Genomic DNA, 21,261 nt, shown 5'->3' with positions numbered 1-21,261 from the left:
TTTACAAAGTGCGATAGAGTTAATTAGAAATGGTTGCGATCGCCTATGGTGCAATACAGTTCAGTGAAGAATTTCTTTCTTCTCTCTGCGCCATTGGCGTTCAACTCTTGGAGACGCTGCGCGTTGGCGGAAGCCTCTCTAAGAGTTGGCGGTTCGTTAAAAAAATTCACTTTCAGTAAGAATTTTAGGCTTAACTGAACTGTATTGGCCTATGGTGGGGCGTAGCCCATCGCCTTCCAACTATTAGGGAATGGCAAAATATTAAAATAAATCAATCCTTCAAGAATACCCGCAGCACCAGGGTAGTGAGCTAAAAAGTGCCAAGGGTAATGTGTCTTATAATACCACCATAGAAGTTCCGTTTGGGCATTACCAACGATAATCCCAGCTGATGGCTGTTGAAATAAGCTGATGTCATTTCCAGAACCTCCACAGATAACGGTTGCATCTAATTGCGCTTGCAGCAATTCTTGCAGATATGCAGCTGCTTCACCTTTGTTACTGTTCTTGGGTATGATATCAACGTCCCGCCCATTGCTAAAAATTACCTCAGACTGCAATCCAGTAAAAGTTAACAAATCCTGCAAATCATGGATAACCTCAAGTGGCGCATCCATATCTAGCCAAAAGCTTAATTTATAGGGGGTTTGTTCGCTGTCGGGTTGGGGTATCAGCGCAGGAAAGTAGCTAGCAATTGTCCAAACTGCATCCCAATCCCAATCTTTTGAGATTTGATTTGCCCAATCTTTTTCTAAAAGCACACCCTGTTGATAAATTTCAGTACCTACACTAGCGATTAAATAATCAGGTTTCAAAAGCTGTTCTTGTGCTATCACGCGACGACTAGAAGCATAAGAGCGACCAGTAACATAGACTAAGTAAATCTGATTGCGTATAGCTTCTAGCCTTTGGTTTAAAGCAGCAATAGCTCGATTGTTACCAACCAAGGTATTATCTAATTCAATCACCAAAAGCAGTTTCATATTTGCTTGTTCCTACTAAAACAGTACAGTATTGATAAATCTCTTTCCTCTTGCTCCCGTTCGGCTCCTTTCGACTCTGCTCAAGGCAAGTCGCTCAAGGCAAGCCTTCTCTTAGCAAGAACTGCGGTATTAATGATCAGTCTTTGACCGACAACGATATCATTTAACTGGTTGCCCACTGCACAATGTCATTAGAAAAAGAGTCAATTAATTTTTCTAGAGCTTTAATTTCATTAGATTTCAAAACTTTCGATTTCAATAAATTTTGGATTTGTCTTTCCAAATCTGGAGTTAACTTTTTAGTTTTAATAATTTCTTGAATAAATGTATCAAGTGTTAAAGATTGATAGAGTTCGTGAACTCGGGCGGCAACTCCCTGAGTGCTAAAACGAGACTGAACCCAATTTTGTGCAGCATTGCCATAGCTCTCTTTGAGAGTCGGGTTTTGTAATAAACTGTGAATAGCGATCGCCAATGCTTTAGAATCACGAGGAGGAACTAAAAATCCAGTTTCACCATGCACTACCGTATGCTGCAATCCTCCCACATTACTAGCAATTACGGGTGTTCTGGCTGCCATTGCTTCAATCGCCACTAAACCAAAAGGCTCATAGTAACTCGGTACAACGCAGATATCCCCTGCGGCATAGTAAGTAGGTAACAGTGCTTGAGAAATTCGTCCAGTGAAAACTGTAACGGCTTCCAATCCCAGGTCATTCACCAAACTTTCAATGCGCTGTTGTTCTTTGAAGTCTGCTCCATCTTCACGGCAACCACCAACTAGATAGAGTTGAAATGCTGAAGGCAAATTGGCGCAAGCTCTGACCAGGGTTTCAACTCCCTTGCGGGGGTCAAAGCGTCCTACATACAAGATTATCTGAGAATCTGAAGCAATCCCCAACTGTTGGCGAGCAACTTCTTTACTGACAGAACCAAAGTGTTCAGTATTAATCCCGCAGGGAATGACTTTAATACGACCATGTTGCGAAATTAACTGACGTAAATCTTCCGCTTCTTGAGGGCTAGTGGATATTACATAATCTGCTTGTTCTAAAATTGCCCTCTCCACACAATTACGAATTGCAGAAATCTGCGGCGGATTTTCCATATTGCGGTATTTAACTGCACCTATAGAGTGATAGGTATGAACTTGGGGTAGTCCCAATCGAGATTTAAGTTCTAATCCTACCCAAGCAGAAAGCCAATAGTTAGTGTGAATCAAGGTATAGCTGCGCCCTGTTCGTTGTTGAAAATTCAGCCAGGCTTCTACAAATTCTGGTAAATATTCAAATAAATCGTTTCTAGTAATGAATTTTGCTGGCCCAGCATTTAAACGAATAGTGCGACATCCTGGTGCTAATTCCACAATTTCTTCTTGGTCAGGGTATTCGCGTCGGGTAAACATATCAACCTGACAGCCACGTTTTGCTAATGCTAATCCCAATTCTCGCACATAGACATTTTGACCACCTGCCCCTTCTTTACCAATTTCAGCTGTCGGATCGCCATGAACTGAGATTAGGGCATAAACGGGTTGAGAATTTGGCGTTTCTGAAGCAGAATTTTCTAGAGATTTAACTAAATTTAAAGAAGCAAGAGTATTCATAATCAAAATTTACTGTGGTATGTGGTACAAAAATTCACAGCTAGGTAACTTGGAGAAAAAATTATTTATTAAGTTACCTATCATCGAAAGAAACTTGTAAAAACTTTCTAGTAAACATAAACGAATGGCTTCTACTTAATTTGTTATTATTTGGAGAGCATTCTGGAAGAGAATCAATTAATAACCGTATTGCTTCATGAATTGATATTTGATTAGCTAATGCATAAGGTCTAAGCTTGCAATACTCTTTATTGTTAATAACAATATTATAAATATTTATTGAAAAATCGGGCATAAAAATTTCTTTAAAACTGAAATAAACTTACCAAAATGCTTGCGTTTCAAGATGTTACATTTTAAAAGTTGAAATATCGGTTAAATATCGGTGAGAAATCGGTTACTAATAAAAAATGCTATCTAAATTAATTTTTATCTTAATAGTTAAATTTTAACTGTTCATGTAGCGTTACCTATAGCAAATAGAACTCTGTAAAACTGAAGATTCAACATAAGCTTGACACTGTGGTGAAACCAATACTACTCGGTTAAGCTCAAAAAACTTCAATTTCGTAGGTTGGGTTGAGGAAGGAAACCCAACATTTCTGGGGCTTTGTTGGGTTTCACTTCGTTCAACCCAACCTACAAATGTTTTTAACCGAGCAGTATTGGTGGTGAAACTTATTCTCAGCCATCCAAAGATTTCAAAATAGAAATATCTAAAAATGGGTAATTATATATTTTTTAGTTTAGTTAGATAAAAATTAAAATTCTCCAAATCAATAATTAAATAGATTTGGAGAATAATAGTGTTCTAGTGTAAAAGAAGAGGTTAATTTCAGTAATGTAATTGAAGTATAACAATCAGTTGTGGAGATAAGGGGCAAATATAAGGTAGAAATCGGTTAGTTTTCTAAAGCTGCTTTAAGCGATAGCCTAGTCCATGAACTGTCTCAATAAAATCATCGGCAGCACCTACGTCTTTAAGTTTATACCGTAAACTTTTAATGTGAGACTTAACAGTTTCTTCGCTCGGAGGGTCATCAAGCGACCAAATGCGCTCAATAATGCCGGCTCGACTTAGTACCCGCCGACCGCTAGAAACCATTAGTTCTAAAAGAGCAAATTCTTTAGGTGTTAGATGTAAAGGCTGGTCAGCATAAGTGACTTCATAAGTGCTGGAATTTAAACGCAAACTACCCCAACCAAAATCTGAAGAAGATGTTGCGGCACTATTGCGGCGCAACAGGGCGCGAACACGAGCCATTAACTCTGGCATTTCAAAAGGTTTGACCATATAATCATCTGCGCCAGCATCCAACCCGGTAATTTTGTCACCAAGGGTATCGCGTGCTGTTAACATGAGTACAGGTATTGCAATGTTGCGCGATAAGGTATGCCTTGATGTAGGCGATGGGCTACGCCCCACCATAGGCGATCGCAACCGTTGACAAAAACTTACACCATCTAACTTGGGTAAAGTAATATCTAGTACCACCAAATCATATTCCAACACTTTGATGCAATCCCATGCTTCCTCTCCATCTTGAGCTATATCTACCACATATTGACGGTCAGTTAAGGCTTCCATTAGCATCTCTGCTAGCTGAACATCATCTTCGACTACTAAAATACGCATTGTGATAATATTTCTATATTAAAAAATAGATAATACTATATTTTTTTAGAAAAATAACTTTTGAAAAGGCTAGTTTCTGAATAAAATTTCATTACGACTGTCTACACCGATTTGAGGTAAAGAGTTCATTGCTAAGTGGGGAGTTAGGATACTAGGAACTACTTGAGGTAGTTGCAACTGTTTCATCAAGTTTTGCAACAGTTTATCTTGCTCAGAACGGAAACCTGCTGGGTTTGTGCCACGGTTGATGATTGCAAACCAGACCAAACCGCGATCGCGTGTAGGCATCACGCCAGCTAAACTACTGACATCATGCAATGTCCCAGTTTTAATTACAGTCGCAACAGGAATATGTCTGCGGTGAATTGTGCCTCGATGATCCAACCCGGAAGTGAGAAATAAATCAGCCAAATTCATATGATGAGCTACTGCTTCCCGCTCTAGCGCCATGAACATTGCACAAATTGCTCTAGGAGAAATGCGATTTTCTGGGCCTAGTCCAGAACCATTGATTAATTGAATTTCTGACTGTGGTACTCCAGCAATGTTAGCAGCTGTTGATTGGACTACACTAAACCCTCCCACTGACTCTGCTAACATCTCTGCCATGTCATTATTACTAAAAACGTTCATCTCCTTGATCAGTTGTTGTAAAGGCAAAGACTGGTGACGCACTACTGAAGGGGGGACAAGCACCCGAAAGCCTTTGTGCTGTATTAAGTTGAGCGAATTATGGTAAAAAAAGATAGGTCAGTATTGTCAATAAGACCTATCTGTTGAAAATATTACCTGAATTATACCAGAAGCATCTACAAAGTTTACTTTCACAGTCCGAATTAATATTTCTGACGCTGGTGATTAACGTAGTACAAAATATCAAAGATGTGAAACTAGAGAAAATATCAGAGTCGCGACCATTATTCATTCAATGCCAGTCGAGACGGAAGAAGTTACAAAGGTTTCTATCATTACCAATATTGAATATAGAAGAATTATGGTTTCCCATAATTGAACGATGGTTAGCTCAAACTTTCCTCGGAAATCACCGAATCTATTTAGCAATTGATAGGACGAATTGGAAAAGAAAAAATCTACTAATGATTAGTGTAATTTTTCAAAAAAGAGCTATACCGATATACTTTAAGCTTTTAGCAAAATTAGGTAGTAGTAACTTATCAGAACAAACTAAGGCATTATCAAAGATAATTCCCTTATTTAAAAACTATAAAACGGTAGTGTTAGGAGATAGAGAGTTTTGTTCAGTGAGCTTGGCGGAAATGGCTTGATGAACAAGGGTTTGAGTTTTGTTTGAGACTCAAGAAAAATGAGAATATTGAGTTGAAAGCTCATTTATGGTGCGAAATAAAAGATTTAGGTTTAAAACCAGGAACATCTTTTTTTGTATCAGATGCAACGCTAACAAAAACTAAACAAGTGAAGGGATTTAATGTGGCTTGCAAATGGAAAAAGAATTACCGTCAAAACAAAGCCAAAGAAGGATGGTTTATTTTAACTAACATGAATAGTAAAATAACGGCGATTCCGGCATATCAAAAGCGCTTTGATATAGAAGAGATGTTTAGAGATTTTAAAAGTGGCGGTTACAATTTAGAGAAGACAAATGTGGAAGGTAAGCGGTTTATTGCTTTAGTTTTAATCATCTCATTAGCTTACACTATTGCTACATTACAAGGTCAGAATATTAAGAGTAAAGGAATTGCAAAATATGTGGCACGTCCCAAAGAATATGGACGTTCTCACAGAAGGCATAGTAACTTTTATATCGGTCTTTATGCACAGAACTGGGTTAATTTCATTGGTGATTGTTGGAGTTTAGTTCAAGATTTAATGCGATTAAGTCGTCATAAACTAGAGAATTATTTACAAGGGATGAGAGCTATGAAGCTTATACAGTCAGCTTTATAGGCTTCATGTCGCCCCTTCAGGACGCACTAACAAAGTTTGTTGGGGAGTAGATTGTAAATTTACTTTAATAGTACCCGTAATTATGACTTGTGGCTTTGGTGTTCTCTTGGGCATAGTTGAGTATTGGAAAATAACAGAGCGGTTCCATGTGGCATAATTTAGTGCTTGTTTGAGCATTTGACCTGCCAAGAATGGATAACGCTGGAAATTCATGGCGAAGTTACCAGTAATTACCAAATTTCCCTTTACTTGTTTGATGCCTATTTGATTGAGAGTATTTCCTAAAGCTATTCCTTCCTGCCAAACAAACATTGGATCTCCACCACCAGCTATGACTAAATCACCTTCCAATACCCCATTTACTACCGGCCCAGTGGCACTTACCAAAGTCTCAAATTGGTGATCTGGTCCCCAGGTTTTGAAAGCAACTAATGAAGTAGCAATTTTGGTTAAAGAGGCAGCTGGCAGAGGTGTTGTGCCTTGGTGATTAGCCATAAGCATTGGCCCTGACTGTATCCAAACCCCTTGGTTTTCTTTCAAATTCTGTGCTATCAGTTTTGATGCTATTAGCTTCTGAAGATATTCTTGCACTGTAGTGTTTCCAGATGGATTTGGATCTGAGGCAAGAACCAAGCTAGGACTAATTTGCCAAGCTAGTGCATCTAAAGCATCTAAATAATTGATTTGGATTCCAGCTTTTTGTAGCCACAGCGTTACTAAGCCTGAACCTAATAACTCAAGCATAATTTATTCCTCTCTAATATGGGATTACGTTATTTGCTATGCTAAATTCTTCAGTCTTATAATTCGACTTGTAAATTCTTATAAATCAGCCTCATCAATAAGATGCCAACAATCAGAAACTCTTACTTGTATTTACTTCACCAGCTTTACTGCAAACTGTACTTAAGACTATAAAAAAGAGCATATTCGATCGAATGTAGAGAATATCTGTTAAGAAAACATCCACAATAACAGCCATCTGTGACATAGTTATGACAGAGTTATGACCAAGTTATGGCATAAATGTGACGTTCAAAAAACTACTATATTTTGCTAGTTTTACAGTAGTTTAGCTGGTGAAATATCTGTTTTATAAATTTGCTAAAAATTTAGTGGAATAAACTATAAACAATTTGTCATTTTGACAGTTTTTTCAATGCTTATATATACAATATGATTAAAAACTTTTATTCAATTAATAAGAAAAAATATTTGTTTTTAGAAATGAAAAAATATAAAGTAAAACCAACTAACCAGTGTGAAACTAATTGGTGTATTAACCCATAAAACCAAATAGTGGAGAATAAACCTTGAATACTCTGGATTTTTCGCTATTAATATGGTTCGGCTCTTTAAGCGCTGGATTTTTAGGAGCCTTGACAGGCTTGGGTGGTGGCGTAGTAATTGTTCCTTTCTTATCTGTAGTTTGTGGAGTGGATCTCCACTATGCGATTGGTGCTTCTTTACTATCTGTGATTGCTACATCTAGTGGAGCAGCTTCTGCTTATGTAAAGGAAGGTTACACTAATATGCGGCTAGGGATGTTCCTAGAAATAGCAACAACCTTCGGCGCTGTAGCTGGAGCAGTTGTGGCAGCGAAGATTTCTACTGGAGTGATCGCTATTGTGTTTGGGATTGTTTTACTTTATAGTGCGTACCTATCTCGTAAACCCTACTCCGAAAACATCGATAATTTACCGCCAGATCCCCTGGCAACACGCTTGAAGCTAAATAGTACTTATCCAACTTCTACGGGAGAACAATCTTACAACGTGCGTGGTGTTCCCTTTGGATTTGGGCTAATGTTTATAGCTGGTGTACTTTCCGGCTTGCTAGGTATTGGTTCGGGAGCGCTCAAAGTGCTGGCAATGGATCAAATAATGCATATTCCATTCAAAGTTTCCACAACTACCAGCAATTTCATGATTGGAGTAACAGCAGCAGCTAGTGCAGGAATATATCTAAACCGAGGTTATATCGACCCCGGATTAGCAATGCCAGTGATGTTGGGAGTACTGTGCGGTGCTGTATTGGGGGCGCGAGTACTTGTCAGAGCCAGGGTACAACTTTTGCGGAATATTTTCAGTGGTGTGATTTTGGTACTGGCGCTGGAAATGATCTACAAAGGTCTAACTGGGAGGCTTTAAAATGGTTCTAAACAGACGTACTAAGTTTGAGCAGCGTTTTGAGCAATTTATTGGCAATCTGTTAAGAGTCGGGGTCATCCTTGCTAGCGTTCTGGTTCTAACGGGTGGAATTTTGTACTTAATTCGCCACGGGACTGAGGTTCCTAATTACCAGTTTTTTCGGGGAGAACCAGCAGAGTTTCGCACTCCAGCCGGGGTAAAAACATCAATATTATCAGGTCGTAACCGGGGCATTATTCAACTAGGACTACTGCTACTGATTGCTACTCCAGTTATGAGAGTTGTTTTTTCTCTGTTAGCCTTTGTTCGACTCAAAGATTATACCTATGTAATTGTGACTCTAATTGTACTGGCTGGGCTAATTTACAGTCTCATTGGAAAATATTCTTAGATAGGTCTAAGTTGGCTTAGTATTACTTATGTTACTCTTGTACAAAGAATAGATACTCCTGTCTCTCTTATGACAAGCTGTTAAAGCCGAGGGAGCAGAAGGCGAAGGGTGCAAGGAAAAAATAATAGTTAGTACAATACTTTCTTTAATAACTTCAAGAGTTTATTAGAACAATGTTAGAAGTTGAAAACTCACACGCATACCTTTAAATTACTATTTTGTCAATCATTCTTGTTTATCTTTTTGAAAAAAAATCGAAATAGCTCATATTACTTTATTACTTTAGAGTTTAGATAGAATTACAAGTTTAAAAGCTTGTATAGTATCTAGCCTGATGAGACTACCAAATAAATTTGAATACTCACTTCTAGCGATGTTGGCATTGGTAGATTCCTACCAGAATGGCGATCCAATGCAAATTAAACAAATAGCAGAGCTAAAAGGCATACAAAATCGCTACTTAGAACAACTATTGGCAACATTAAGATGTCAAGGTTTAATTAATAGCATACGTGGCGCTAAGGGCGGTTATATCTTAGCACGTGACCCCCGAAAAATCACAGTTTTAGATGTTTTGACTGCCATAGAGGGAGTAGAAATTGATGCACCTGCCAACAATACAACTATTGACACTATGGAATCGAGCATAGTGGAAGAGGTTTGGCAAGAAGCCTGTCAAGCAGCTAACTTCGTTTTTCAAAAGCATTCCCTCCAAGACCTTTGGGAAAGACGGTCTAAACGTCAACAAATGGAACTTATGTACTATATATAAAAAGGTAAATATTGTAACAATGTTTAACAATAATCTTTTTTCCGAACCTTTTGGTGAAACAACTGACGTGGAAATTTGGCTTAGTCGGGCTGGGCTAAAATTTGAAGACTTAGGTAATGATGTCACTAGTATAGCCATTCGTAAGCAATGGCGTGAATATCAAGCGGCAGTGCAAAGATGCTGTGCAACCTTGCATCAACCACCAGAACGTGTTCAACTGAGTGGCGTTTATCAAAAGTTGAGAATACCTAGTAGTGAAGCAATGAGGTATAAAGTTCTGAATACTTGCTGTGAGGTTTTCATCTGGAAAAATTAAATGCGTTTCAGCTTAGAACATTTTTAATTTGATTTCGGACGAGGAAAATTAGAAGGTGGCTGGAAGTTTTCTACTGGTACATCTTTGAGTGCCTTCTGCATAAAATCACGCCAAATAGGAGCAACCATACCTCCGCCTGTCGCGTGGCTAGATAATTGTCGGTTGTTGTCCCTCCCTACCCAAATGGCAGTTGTTAACTGCGGTACTGTACCAATAAACCAAATATCTTTTTCTGAAGAGGTTGTACCCGTCTTTCCTGCAACTGGACGACCTATATCTGCACCTCTACCAGTTCCTTCTCTAACTACTGTTTGCATCACGTCTAAAGTTGCTGCTGATGCCCAAGGGTCAAGCACTCGCTGAGGTTGAGGAGTATTATCTATTAACACATTGCCACTACCGTCAGTAACACGGGCAATAATCGTTGGAGGCGATCGCCAGCCGTAATTAGCAATAGTCGCATAAGCACTAGCCATTTCTAGCGGTGTCACACCGATTGCACCTAGTGGTAAAGAACTCACAGGTAACATTGGACTCATAATTCCCAAAGTACGGCAAGTTTCAATAACTTTATTCATACCCACAGCTTTGCCAATCTTGATTGCAGGAATATTACGAGACAGAGCCAGAGCAGTGCGAACTGGTATTGCTCCCATAAAGCTATTATCGTAGTTTCGGGGAGAATACCAACCGTTACCATCACGGTAACTAACCGGAGTATCTAGGATTGTTGTACGTGGTGTAAATTTACCACTAGCAAAAGCAGTATAGTAAACAAACGGCTTAAAAGAAGATCCTGGCTGACGGTGGGCTTGAGTTGCTCGATTAAATTCGCTAGTTTTTGAATCTACACCACCCACTAGTGCTTTAACAAAATGTGTGCGAGGATCAATTGCCACTAGAGCCATTTGATTATTATTTAATCCCTGACGTTCAAGGGTTTGATGCCACTTCTTAATAGTTTTTTCTGCCATCATTTGGAAGCTAGTATCTACTGTAGTTTGTACCTGCATTCCTCCTTTGAGCAATGTTTCACGCCCAAACTTTTTAATTAATTCCTGAGCTACGGTGTTGGTAATATAAGGCAAAGCGCTACCTTGAAATGACCTAATTTGACCAAGTTTAATTTTTTGTTTGAGGGCATCATTATACTCTTGTTGGCTAATCCAATTCAGGTCTAACATTCGCCCCAATACTTCTTTTTGTTTTTGTTTTGCCAGCTTCATGCTGACAAACGGGCTAAATTCTTCTGGAGCTTGAATTAAACCCGCCATCATTGCTGATTCGCCCAGATTCAAATTTTGTGCTGATTTTTTAAAATAAGTGCGTGCTGCTGTCTGAACACCATAGTTATTATGACCCCAGTAAACTTGATTGAGGTACATTTCTAATATTTCATCTTTACTAAGAACTTGCTCTAAGCGAATTGCTAATACTGCTTCTGCTATTTTTCGGGTAAAAGCACGTTTTTGAGATAAGAAAATATTTTTCACTAACTGCATGGTGATTGTAGAACCACCCTCTCGCACTTCCCCAGATGCAAAATTGACTAATGCAGCGCGTCCAATACCACCGGGATTAATACCATGATGCTCATAAAAGCGACTATCTTCACTAGCTAATACAGCTCGTTTTAAATTTGGGGAAATTTGATCTAAAGGCACTACTTGGCGATTAGCTTCCCCATGTATACGTGTTAAAAGCTTGCCTTTAATATCATAGATATAAGTTGTTTCTGAAGGTACAAAGCTTCGTAGTTGTCTAACATCTGGTAAATCGCGGAAACTAATGGCTAAACCAACTAACCCTCCAGCCAGCACGGAGCTTGATAGCATAGTAATTGATAGGAGTGTGCCACCAGTTACTTGACCGACCTTTTTCAAAAACTCAGAAGTAGGTAAAGTCTGAACTTGTGATTGTTTCTCTGCAAAAGTTTTAAAGGATGACACGGCAATTTGATTTCCTCAATTATTAAATCTTGGTTTTACCTATATAAATATAAAGAAAATAAAATTTCTCCAAATAAACAGTTAAATTTATTTGAAGAATACTTAATGTGATGCACAATTGCAGAAGGAGTTGATTTTAAAAGTATTTTAACAAATAGCTGTGGAGATAAAGGGCAAAAATCGGGTAAAAATCGGTTAGTAATACAAGTAATTATGAACTAAGCTTTTATTGCTTTTATTGGAAAAATCTTTACTTTGATGTAAGGTCTTGGATAAGATATGGACTCTGAACCATTAATGATTAATTAATTTTTTCTATGAAATGGTCGCTGGAAAGGAAATGGATAACCTCTGGCTTTGGCTTGAGCTTATTATTAATGGGTGCAGCTAGTATGATTTCTTACCAGAACGCTACTCAGTTAATTACAAGTAGCAATCAAGTGAAGGACACACATGAGGTAATGAAAAATGTTATTGACATCTTTGCTACACTAACCGATGCAGAAGCAGGACGCAGAGGTTATATCCTATATAGAGAGCAATCAGAACTCAAACGTTACTATCAGGCAATGCAAAGCCTGGATGCCAAAGTTAAAAAATTGCAGCAACAACTTGCTGATGACTCTTATCAACAGCAGCAAATAACGAAGCTAAAATTCCTCATTGCTCAAAGAGTTCAATTATCTAAACAGTCGATTAACCTCAAAGAAGTAGGTAAATCAAGCTTTGCTATTCAAGCACCTCTACTTACTCAAAGCAACCAAAACCGTAATCAAATTCGCGAAATGCTTACTCAAATGCAAGCTAGGGAGGAACAGTTATTACAAATCTCGGTCAGACATTCCCAAGACAATATCCGCAACCGGATGTTGATTGAATTCCTCGGTACTTTCTTGAGTTTTGCCATTTTATTAGGCGTTTATGCTTTGCTTTATCAACAATTAGTAAAGCGCCAAGAAGCAGAAGCTATTCAACAGACTTTAGCTCAAGAAAAAGAACTTAGTGAATTGAAGTTACGATTTTTTTCAATGGTATCCCATGAATTTCGTACACCATTGAGTATTATATTGGGGTCGGCTCAACTACTGGCTCAAAGTAATCAGCAGTGGACGGAAGAGAAGAAACTTAAAAATCTGTATCGCATTCAATCTTCAGCTAGGTCAATTAACCAGTTACTAACCGATATTTTAACTTTGACTAGGGCAGAAGCTGGGAAATTAGAATTTCATCCAGAACTGATAGATTTGGAAGCATTTTGCATTAATTTGATCGAAGACTTCCAATTTTCTAATCAACAACAGCATACTATTAAATTTATCAGCCAAGGGAACTGTACTCATGCCAAATTAGACGAAAATATACTGTATTCGGTTCTGAGTAACTTACTCTCAAATGCAATTAAATATTCACCTCCAGAGGAAAGTATTTTTTTAATTCTTAGTTGTGAATCCTCCGCAATATTTTTCCAGGTTAAAGATAATGGGATAGGGATTCCTTGCGAATTTCAAGAGCATTTATTTGAGCCTTTTCATCGTGCTAATAATGTAGGCAAGATTGTTGGCAGTGGACTAGGACTTGCTGTGGTTAAAAAGTGTTTAGAAATACATCATGGAGAAATTTATGTAGATAGCGAAGTAGGAGGCGGAACAAGTTTTACGATAAAATTTCCCCAACAGGGAACAGTAATAATCAAGACTAAATTAAGCATTCATGACTAAACTTAAATTTCCTTGGTTATAAGGGTTTCGTCTTTACCATTTAACAAATTAACTCCGAGAGAAATATGTCAAAAGTATATCTGTTTATACAACATATAATTATAAAAAACTCACGCTAATTTAAAATCAACAATGCCACACGTATTACTTGTAGATGATGAAGCGGCTCTTTGCGAGAGTCTCACCTATACACTACAAAAAGAAGGTTACACGGTAACTACAGCCGCCGATGGACATAGTGCAATCAAACAGTTTCACAAGCAAGTACCAGATGTAATTTTGCTTGATTTGATGTTACCGGAAGTTGACGGTATGGAAGTTTGCTGGCGGATTCGAGCATTTTCCAATGTACCTATTGTCATGCTTACAGCTAAAGATGAGGATATTGATAAAATTTGGGGGTTAGAAGCAGGTGCAGATGATTATATTACTAAGCCGTTTAACACCCGCGAACTACTAGCACGTATCAAAGCAGTATTGCGTCGTCGTTCCGGGGAGCAGCCTTCATGAGAGGCTGGATACCTGGGATTAAATTAAATACAATTTATGCCAAGTTGTTAGGTAGATACCTGATGCTAACAGCTTTTGGAACGTCACTGATGGCAGGTTATATCCTTTGGTCGTTCCATGATTATTTTATGCGATCGCGACAAGTAGATTTGGATAACTGGACGAGTGCGTTAAGTGAAAGTGTGGCAGATCGACTAGAAGAAAAAGATATTAAACAGGTAAAGGTGCTGGTGCAACGGTATGGCGCACCACAAACTATAACCCTACGTGTTTTTAATCCACAAGGCAGTTTATTAGCCACTTCTGACCCAAGGTTAGATAGTCAAGTTAAAGATTGGTCTCAGGTTCCGGGAATACGGGAAGCTCTACAACATCGTGTAAAACAAGGTGTTGCCAAAGGCGTTTTATCAAATAGCGATCGCCTCTACATTACCAGACCTATTGAGCGTAACGGTCAATTGTTGGGCGTAATCCGAATGTCTATGACTTTGGAGCAGTTCCAGCGACAGTTTGCTAGGGTAATTTGGAGTATTTTGGGAACGCTAGCAGTAACAATTCTACTATGTGCGTTAATTAGCAGTCGATTCGCTCGCAGTCTCTCAAAACCGATTGAGATTATGCAGAATTTTGCTATTCGCTTGGGTGGCGGTCATTTTGGCGATAAACTAACGATCCATGAAAACAATGAGTTGGATCAATTGGCAGCAGAACTCAACCGCATGAGTGAGCGGTTAGCTTCCTTAGACAAAGAGCGACGGGTGTTTTTAGCCAATGTCTCCCATGAACTGCGTACCCCTATCAGTAACGTTCAGGTGACAGTAGACGCACTCAAAGCAGGAGCATCTGAAGAACCAGAATTACGCGATCGCTTTTTCCAAACTATCGAAAACGAAACCAAGCGTTTATCACGATTGATTCATGACTTGCTGGATTTAGGACGTTTGGAAGCAGGAGTTTTTGAACTAGAAAAGCAACCCATCTCGTTGCATGGATTAATTAACCGTGCTGTTAATGCACTAGAACCGCGAATGCTATCTTTGGGAATTTCTACACAGGTTAACGTCGGAAACCTAATGATTCAGGGCGATCCAGAGCGGTTATTACAAGCGATCCTTAATTTGTTGGATAATGCGATTAAGCACTCACCAGCCAATTCTCAAGTATCTATTTCTGGATACAGCCAAGGCAAACAAGCTATTATTCAAATTCAAGACCAGGGAAAAGGGATAAAAGAGGGTGATTTACCCAGAATTTTTGAGCAATTTTATACAACAGACCCCGCACGCAAAGGTAGCGGTAATGGTCTGGGGTTAGCAATTTCCAAGCGGATTATTGAAGCCCATCAAGGCAGTATTATCGCCAGCAGCACATCAAATCAAGGGGCAACTTTTACTATATACTTGCCGATAATTCGTAATTCGTAATTCGTAATTCGTAATTCGTAATTTGTCATTTGTCATTTGTCATTTGTAATACTCTACGGGTAGGGTTGCGGCTATGTAATTAAGTTTTGACCATGATAACTGTACAATTACTCTTGCGAGAAATATTCTCGGCAATATTTCCTTGAATTGCTTGTTGTAGTAGGCTTTCACGGCTAGCTCCCAGAACAATCACATCACTGTTATCAAGTTCTGCACACTTAAGGACAGCATCAGAAACAGAATTGGCACGAACTGGAGTAGCCACCACTTTACCGCTAACTCGGCGTTGCAGAAAGTGAACAGATTTATCTAATAATGTTGTGTCAAGAATCGAGTTAGTAGGCTGGAAAACTTGACATAGCTTGATTTGGGGCGATGTACTTAGAGAAGAAAGAGCAGGTAATAACTTAATTGCTTGGCTGGAGTTAGGACCGCCTGCCATTGGCAACAACCAACGGTCAAAGGATCTTTTATCATCTAATTTAGCCAAGATAACATCACAACCTGCCTGTCGAATTATGGTATCCACCACTCGGCTAAAAACTCTACCAGGAGTTGATGTACTGCCTTTCCATCCCATCAACACCAAGTCAATGTGTCGTTCTTTGACAGTCTCCAAAATTGCTCCAGCAACATTATGGGCAACTCGGATCTGGGTGTGAACGGGAATCCGCGAATTCTCTCCTAAAAGTATTGCCCGTTGCAAAAGTTGAAGACTTTTGCTGATTTGTACTGGTGTTTCCGATGGGATGCGGCCAGACGGAACGATAATCACTTGTAGGCATTCTATTTCGTAATTGCGATCTTTGGCGATCGCAACTGCCATTTCCAATAAAGTCTCGGCTGTCTGAGGATGTGAAAGTGGTACTAATAATCGTCCTTTGCCTGTAGCTGGAGCGCGAGTTTGGTAAACTACATAAGAAGGTGCTGATTTACGTTCTATTTGTTGGGAATTACCACTGAGTCGCTCTGCTTCTACACGGATAATATCACTACGAGTAATAATTCCTATGAGCTTGCGATTTTCTGTAACGGGTAAGCAGCTGAGATGATAACGATTAAGTATATGCAGTACATGAGCCAATGTAGCCGTGGGGGTTACTGTCACTGGCTCTGGTGTCATAATCTCGCCGATAGTTGTATCTTTGCCTAATTGTTCTGAAGCAATATTAACTAAATTTTTTTGAGTGACAATACCAACAACTTTACCATTCTCTAAAACCGGGAAGTTGCGATGGTGAGAGTGGGAAAATGCTTGCACTGCTTCATCAGTACTCATTTGACTAGAGAGAGTTTCCACACGCCGTTGCATCACATCTAAGGCACTCAGTTGCGCTAGAAGCCCCTCTGTGCTTGGCTCTTTGGTGATGTGAATCCCCTTCCACTCTAGTAAAAGGTCGTAGAGCGATCGATGGTCAATTTTTTCTGCTACTAAATAGGCAACCACAGACGCAATCATTAGCGGTAGCACCAGATTGAAATCTGTTGTCATCTCAAATACAATGACAACTGCTGTAATTGGAACCTTAGAAACGGCGCTAAAAAAGGCAGCCATGCCGACATGAGCATAGACTGTTGCAGCACTCATTCCCAGTAAACTGTGTTCGACAGCACCCACTAAGTAACCAAGGGCAGCTCCCAGGGCTAAGGTGGGAACTAGTAAACCCCCTGGCGCTCCAGAGCCGTAGGTAAAAATAATTAAGATAAACTGAACTAAAAGAGCGATCGCAGCAAATGACCAGTTAGCACTACCCGCAAGCAAAATTTCTCTCAACCCAGCATGATCGCGAAAGGTAGCAGGTAATAAAGCGATCGCCAAACCACTGACTAACCCAGCAATTCCAATTCGCCAGGGTAAACTCACGTGTAGTAAACGGCGGTTAATTGCTAGACTCTTAAGAATACCTTTATTAAATAGAATGCCTAGAAGTCCCGCCAATACTCCCAAAATCAAGTAGAAAGGGATTTCTTGAGCGAAGAAAGTTGTATCGGGAAGACCTAAATTCAGATGATTTAGATCCAGGTTGTGGCTACCATAGAGCCTAGAGATGACTGAAGCGATGAAAGAAGCCAAAATCGCAGTACCAAGAGTGATACCTGACACATCTTGGAGTAATTCTTCCACTACAAATAGTACACCTGCGATCGGTGCATTAAAAGCCGCAGCTAATCCTGCCCCAGCTCCTGCGGCGATCAGTTGGCGACGATGCTCTGGTGAAGTCGGTGCCCAGTTACTAAGTTGATTTGCCAAGGCTGCCCCAATTTGCACAGTCGGCCCTTCCCGTCCTAAAGGCATTCCAGAACCCAACACTAATGTAGCGCCGATCAACTTTACCAAAGCAATCCGCAGATTTAACGGCATCGGCACACGAGCCAATACCGCTTTCACTTCCGACATACCACTACCTGATGCTTCCGGTGCGAAGTGCTCTACTAGCCAACCAGCTAAAAGTCCCCCTGCTAGTCCAATACCTGGTAGCACCAAGTAGGCAGACCAATGGTAAGAAAGATGCACTCGCCATGCGCCTGCCCAATCCACTGCCTGTCCTAACAGAACTGCCGCTAACCCAGAAACTAGACCAATCAGGCAAGCTTCCACGAAAGCCAATCGCCTGGGTTGAACCAACTGACGGGAAAGCCTCAACCAGAGAATTTTACCCCTGGCTAACATATTTTTAGCAATCACTTGTCATCAATGAAGGTATATAAATGTCTGAAATGTCTTACCGTTCACCCTATTCATAGAGTTTCATAAGAAAATGAAATCAGAATGAAATTTTTCTATGCCTCAAGATAGATATATGCAATAGTAGTACAGTACGTATAGTTTTTTATACTTAAAAATACTGCTTTAATACAGCCAACTCTGATAATCTGCGTTTGTTTCTTTCATATCTTCATAAAGCCAAACCATGCGATCCAGATACCATAGTTTGCCAAAGTAGTGTATGGTGCTTCCGAGCAGTGTAATCCAGATACTAAGAGCAACCAAGCCTAAAATCACAAAAACTCCACCTAAAGCAGAAATAGCAGACAAAATGTTAGGTACACGGCAATGATGCTGAGGTACTGAAATGTTGTCACGGTTCAACCAAATTCGCTCACCTAGAACCGACTTTGAAATCCAATTGTTGGTTGAGCTTGGCTTGGAAAAGATGCGTGGGTTTAACCATATCAAAAAAACTACGATAACAATAGGAATCAGCGCCCACCAACCAAGCCAAATTCGACTCCAAAAAGCCAGGATTAAAAGTGGTAGTCCAGTAATGATACGTGTCCACCCACTCCAAGGATTGGCATGACGTTCCCAAGTGGTTTCGCTCATATTAAAGATTGCTGCTATCTTTCTTTCAAAAGTCATTGTAATATCTCCTCAAGGCTGTTGATTGTTAAAAACATATAGAAACTAGTTGAGATTTGTAGGTGTTATATCTACCTATATGTACAGCAAATTAATATCTGTATGCGGTTAAGATATTTAACAAATATGTCAACTTAAAGCATCTTTCACTTTCCGCTTTTTTAAGAAACCAGACATAAATGGCCGCTCAAAGAATAAGTAAAACCAATATGCAATGATTAATGACATTGCCGTGCCTACTAAATAGGATGCTGCCGCAAATATATCTGGGGAAATTGGCAGATAAAATAGAAAGTAACGCACGAACACCAAGACTGGGCCATGAATTAGATATAGGCTATAAGAAAATGTTCCAAGGGCGATAAATATATGGTGTTGTAAAAATCGGACTAGGAAGGGTAGCTGTTTATCCTCAACTATCGACTTGGTAAAGGAAATAAATAAACAGGCAACCGCAAGACCAAAAAAACTCTGATTAATCCATATATGCAATCCTAGTTTTTGCCACTCAGTTAAAAAGGCAATACAAGTGAAGATAATAGCCAACCAACCCCACGGGAGGGAATTTCTCATAGCTAATAGCTTGGGTTTTCGAGAAAATCCAATATCTGCTGCTGCCATTCCTAAAGAGAACACACCTAAAAACCAAGGACTTGCTGACTCAAGTAATCCATTGAACAAATAGATAGGTGTTAGCCCAATTGCAAAAGCGATAATCACAACTAACAATAATCCGAAATTTCGCCATATCGGTAATAACAATAATGGCAATAAAAAGTATATCTGCCATTCCGTCGCGACAGTCCACATCGGTGGATTAATAGTCAGGTATGTGCTACCGCTAAGATTATGAACTAATAACAGGTGAGACAAGACATCCATTAACGAAAACTTAGGAGAGTATGCTCCCGCTCCGGCATCATTGTTCCACTGAAAACTAGTGAGATTTTCTAAGATAAAGATAATTGCTGCTATTAGTAAACAGATGAACATAGTCACATAGTAAGGTGGTAGAATTCGTTGCGATCGCCTCTTGATATAATTAATCAAATTTTCTTTTAAATGACCATTTTCAGAACGGGCTACTGGCAGCATCAAAACATAGCCAGAAAGTACAATAAAAGTTACAACACTAAATGAACCATATTTCATAGTTCTGCCAAACAATGACCACAATGTAGGTAATTGTCCTCCAATTGACGGTTCGATATGGACAAATACAACATACAAAGATGCCAATCCACGTAAGCCATCCAAGTAAGCGAGATGCAGTCTCTTCTCTGTAGATTTTTCTGTGATTTTAGTCATTAAATTAATCTCCTTTTATGTTTTTACTGATAGATACATTGGCCTCAAGTTAACGCTAGTAATCTTCTGAATAATACTCAAATCCTTGATAGAATTATGTTTTCAAAAGATTGTGTATGGAACTAGAAAATGGTCGCCTGTGTCCGAGTAAACTACCCAGGCTCACCTTATACAAACTTAGTTTGAAGTTAATAAAGTCGATTCTGTAGATTTGAAAAGTTCTTTACCGTCACGGCTTTTAATTACTCGTGCAGGTACACCCACAGCTACCGAAAATGGGGGAATATCTTTAGTAACAACAGCACCAGCACCAATAACACTGCCTCTACCAATGGTGGCACCATCTAATACTTTTACCCCATGTCCTAGCCAACAGTCATCCTCAATCACGATTCCTTTACAAGTAATACCTTGGTATTTAATTGGTTCTGTCGGATCTGTAAAGTTGTGATTATTGGCATATATTGCAGTGTGGGCTGCAATTAAACAGTGCTTACCAATTTTGATATCTCCAGGGCCGCTAATACAAACGCTAGGGCCAATAAAAGTATCTTGTCCAATGTGAATAGAAGTGTTATTTATTGCCCCAATTAGAACATTGCGCTCTAGGATAACTCCATTTTCGAGATGAATTCTATTGTTTTCGTGTCCTCTTCCATCGATACGAACACCTTTAAAAATATAAACTCCATCCCCAATTTGAATAGCATCAGTACTAATAAATTCAACACCATCTTGAATATAAACTGAACTACCTATCCGAGGAAAAATAGCGCGATATAGCAAATTCCGTAACTTTACACCCCCGAAAATTGTTGGAACATCGCCTAAAAGAGTGGTCAACAAAAGTTGCTGAAACCGCTTCAACTTTGAAAAATGTTTCAAGTTATTCATGGCTATATTATTCCCAGCTAAATTGTGTTCTTGGAGATTTATGAAATTCAGGACTTACGCACAGGTAATAGAAAATCGTAGACGCGGAGCGGCTTCCCGCAGGGTAGCAACTGGCGCAACACGGAGGAATAAGGGTTTCAGAGAGTTTTGTGTAAGTCCAAGTAAAAACATCCTGCATTTGAATCTTTTTATATACCATTTGTATTTCTATATCTGCATTTTGAGATTGCAGATTAATAAAAAATAGGATGGCTAAGATAAAGTTTTTCAAATATTTGAAAAACTCAATACAAGCTCTAAAGTTAGAAGCTATTAAA

16 protein-coding genes and 3 pseudogenes are annotated in these 21,261 nt (G+C 39.3%); 8 read left to right on the top strand and 11 right to left on the bottom strand.

Annotation, left to right across the window (positions count from 1 at the left end; genetic code table 11):
• Nucleotides 1-23: 23 nt before the first annotated feature.
• The 5 genes and pseudogenes from NPUN_RS41910 to NPUN_RS15550 all read right to left on the bottom strand — a co-directional run.
• Nucleotides 24-170 (bottom strand): hypothetical protein, encoded by a 147-nt coding sequence (locus NPUN_RS41910; protein WP_167315632.1) that lies wholly within the window; start codon nucleotides 168-170, stop codon nucleotides 24-26.
• Nucleotides 171-209: 39 nt separating this feature from the next.
• Entirely contained in the window at nucleotides 210-983 is a 774-nt protein-coding gene (locus NPUN_RS15565) for a sucrose-phosphate phosphatase (RefSeq protein ID WP_012409543.1), read from the bottom strand.
• A 163-nt stretch (nucleotides 984-1,146) separates the two neighbouring features.
• Nucleotides 1,147-2,589 (bottom strand): glycosyltransferase, encoded by a 1,443-nt coding sequence (locus tag NPUN_RS15560; RefSeq protein WP_012409542.1) that lies wholly within the window; start codon nucleotides 2,587-2,589, stop codon nucleotides 1,147-1,149.
• A 910-nt stretch (nucleotides 2,590-3,499) separates the two neighbouring features.
• A complete protein-coding gene (locus NPUN_RS15555; protein ID WP_012409541.1) occupies nucleotides 3,500-4,225 on the bottom strand; it encodes a response regulator transcription factor in 726 nt (241 codons plus the stop codon).
• Nucleotides 4,226-4,294: 69 nt separating this feature from the next.
• A pseudogene (locus NPUN_RS15550) lies at nucleotides 4,295-4,903 on the bottom strand (D-alanyl-D-alanine carboxypeptidase); the annotation flags it as partial.
• 104 nt (nucleotides 4,904-5,007) lie between these two features.
• Between NPUN_RS15550 and NPUN_RS15545 the strand changes: the two are divergent.
• Nucleotides 5,008-6,201, top strand: a pseudogene (locus NPUN_RS15545) (IS4 family transposase).
• On the opposite strand, the pseudogene NPUN_RS15540 reads toward NPUN_RS15545, so the two are convergent.
• Nucleotides 6,173-6,895 (bottom strand): annotated as a pseudogene (locus tag NPUN_RS15540) (D-alanyl-D-alanine carboxypeptidase); the annotation flags it as partial. The pseudogenes NPUN_RS15545 and NPUN_RS15540 sit on opposite strands and share 29 nt — an antisense overlap.
• A 569-nt stretch (nucleotides 6,896-7,464) precedes the next feature.
• Between NPUN_RS15540 and NPUN_RS15535 the strand changes: the two are divergent.
• From NPUN_RS15535 to NPUN_RS15520, 4 genes are all read left to right on the top strand, one after another.
• Nucleotides 7,465-8,301 (top strand): sulfite exporter TauE/SafE family protein, encoded by an 837-nt coding sequence (locus tag NPUN_RS15535; protein WP_012409540.1) that lies wholly within the window; start codon nucleotides 7,465-7,467, stop codon nucleotides 8,299-8,301.
• Between the two features lies 1 nt (nucleotide 8,302).
• Nucleotides 8,303-8,692 (top strand): DUF1634 domain-containing protein, encoded by a 390-nt coding sequence (locus tag NPUN_RS15530; protein WP_012409539.1) that lies wholly within the window; start codon nucleotides 8,303-8,305, stop codon nucleotides 8,690-8,692.
• A gap of 334 nt (nucleotides 8,693-9,026) precedes the next feature.
• The gene (locus tag NPUN_RS15525; RefSeq protein WP_012409538.1) at nucleotides 9,027-9,464 is read left to right on the top strand and encodes an RrF2 family transcriptional regulator; all 438 of its coding nucleotides are present in this window, start codon (nucleotides 9,027-9,029) and stop codon (nucleotides 9,462-9,464) included.
• A 19-nt stretch (nucleotides 9,465-9,483) separates the two neighbouring features.
• On the top strand, nucleotides 9,484-9,780 hold the full coding sequence (locus NPUN_RS15520; protein WP_012409537.1) for a type III secretion system chaperone family protein: 297 nt from the start codon (nucleotides 9,484-9,486) through the stop codon (nucleotides 9,778-9,780).
• Between the two features lie 23 nt (nucleotides 9,781-9,803).
• On the opposite strand, the gene NPUN_RS15515 is transcribed toward NPUN_RS15520, so the two are convergent.
• Entirely contained in the window at nucleotides 9,804-11,729 is a 1,926-nt protein-coding gene (locus NPUN_RS15515; RefSeq protein ID WP_012409536.1) for a transglycosylase domain-containing protein, read from the bottom strand.
• Nucleotides 11,730-12,046: 317 nt separating this feature from the next.
• On the opposite strand from NPUN_RS15515, the gene NPUN_RS15510 reads away from it, so the two are divergent.
• The 3 genes from NPUN_RS15510 to NPUN_RS15500 all read left to right on the top strand — a co-directional run bounded on the left by NPUN_RS15510 (nucleotide 12,047) and on the right by NPUN_RS15500 (nucleotide 15,381).
• Nucleotides 12,047-13,447 (top strand): sensor histidine kinase, encoded by a 1,401-nt coding sequence (locus NPUN_RS15510; protein WP_041565438.1) that lies wholly within the window; start codon nucleotides 12,047-12,049, stop codon nucleotides 13,445-13,447.
• 132 nt (nucleotides 13,448-13,579) lie between these two features.
• Entirely contained in the window at nucleotides 13,580-13,957 is a 378-nt protein-coding gene (locus tag NPUN_RS15505) for a response regulator transcription factor (protein ID WP_012409534.1), read from the top strand.
• Complete coding sequence (locus NPUN_RS15500) at nucleotides 13,954-15,381, top strand: ATP-binding protein (RefSeq protein ID WP_012409533.1); 1,428 nt, start codon at nucleotides 13,954-13,956, stop codon at nucleotides 15,379-15,381. Before NPUN_RS15505 ends, NPUN_RS15500 begins: the two co-directional genes overlap by 4 nt.
• A gap of 79 nt (nucleotides 15,382-15,460) precedes the next feature.
• Here NPUN_RS15500 and NPUN_RS15495 read toward each other — a convergent pair whose 3' ends face one another.
• The 4 genes from NPUN_RS15495 to NPUN_RS15480 form a co-directional block, all read right to left on the bottom strand.
• Entirely contained in the window at nucleotides 15,461-18,052 is a 2,592-nt protein-coding gene (locus NPUN_RS15495; protein WP_012409532.1) for a chloride channel protein, read from the bottom strand.
• Nucleotides 18,053-18,232: 180 nt separating this feature from the next.
• The gene (locus tag NPUN_RS15490; protein ID WP_012409531.1) at nucleotides 18,233-18,742 is read right to left on the bottom strand and encodes a DUF6653 family protein; all 510 of its coding nucleotides are present in this window, start codon (nucleotides 18,740-18,742) and stop codon (nucleotides 18,233-18,235) included.
• A gap of 129 nt (nucleotides 18,743-18,871) precedes the next feature.
• Nucleotides 18,872-20,050, bottom strand: a complete 1,179-nt coding sequence (locus NPUN_RS15485) for an acyltransferase family protein (RefSeq protein ID WP_012409530.1) — start codon at nucleotides 20,048-20,050, stop codon at nucleotides 18,872-18,874.
• A gap of 177 nt (nucleotides 20,051-20,227) precedes the next feature.
• Nucleotides 20,228-20,944 carry an acyltransferase gene (locus tag NPUN_RS15480; RefSeq protein ID WP_012409529.1) on the bottom strand — a complete coding sequence of 239 codons (717 nt, stop codon included), beginning with the start codon at nucleotides 20,942-20,944 and terminating at the stop codon, nucleotides 20,228-20,230.
• Nucleotides 20,945-21,261: the final 317 nt, after the last annotated feature.

The sequence above is a fragment of the Nostoc punctiforme PCC 73102 genome (assembly GCF_000020025.1).
In the GTDB taxonomy this organism is placed as follows: domain Bacteria; phylum Cyanobacteriota; class Cyanobacteriia; order Cyanobacteriales; family Nostocaceae; genus Nostoc; species Nostoc punctiforme.
Note: the sequence above shows the minus strand (reverse complement) of the source record. Positions and strands in the feature narration are given on the sequence as shown.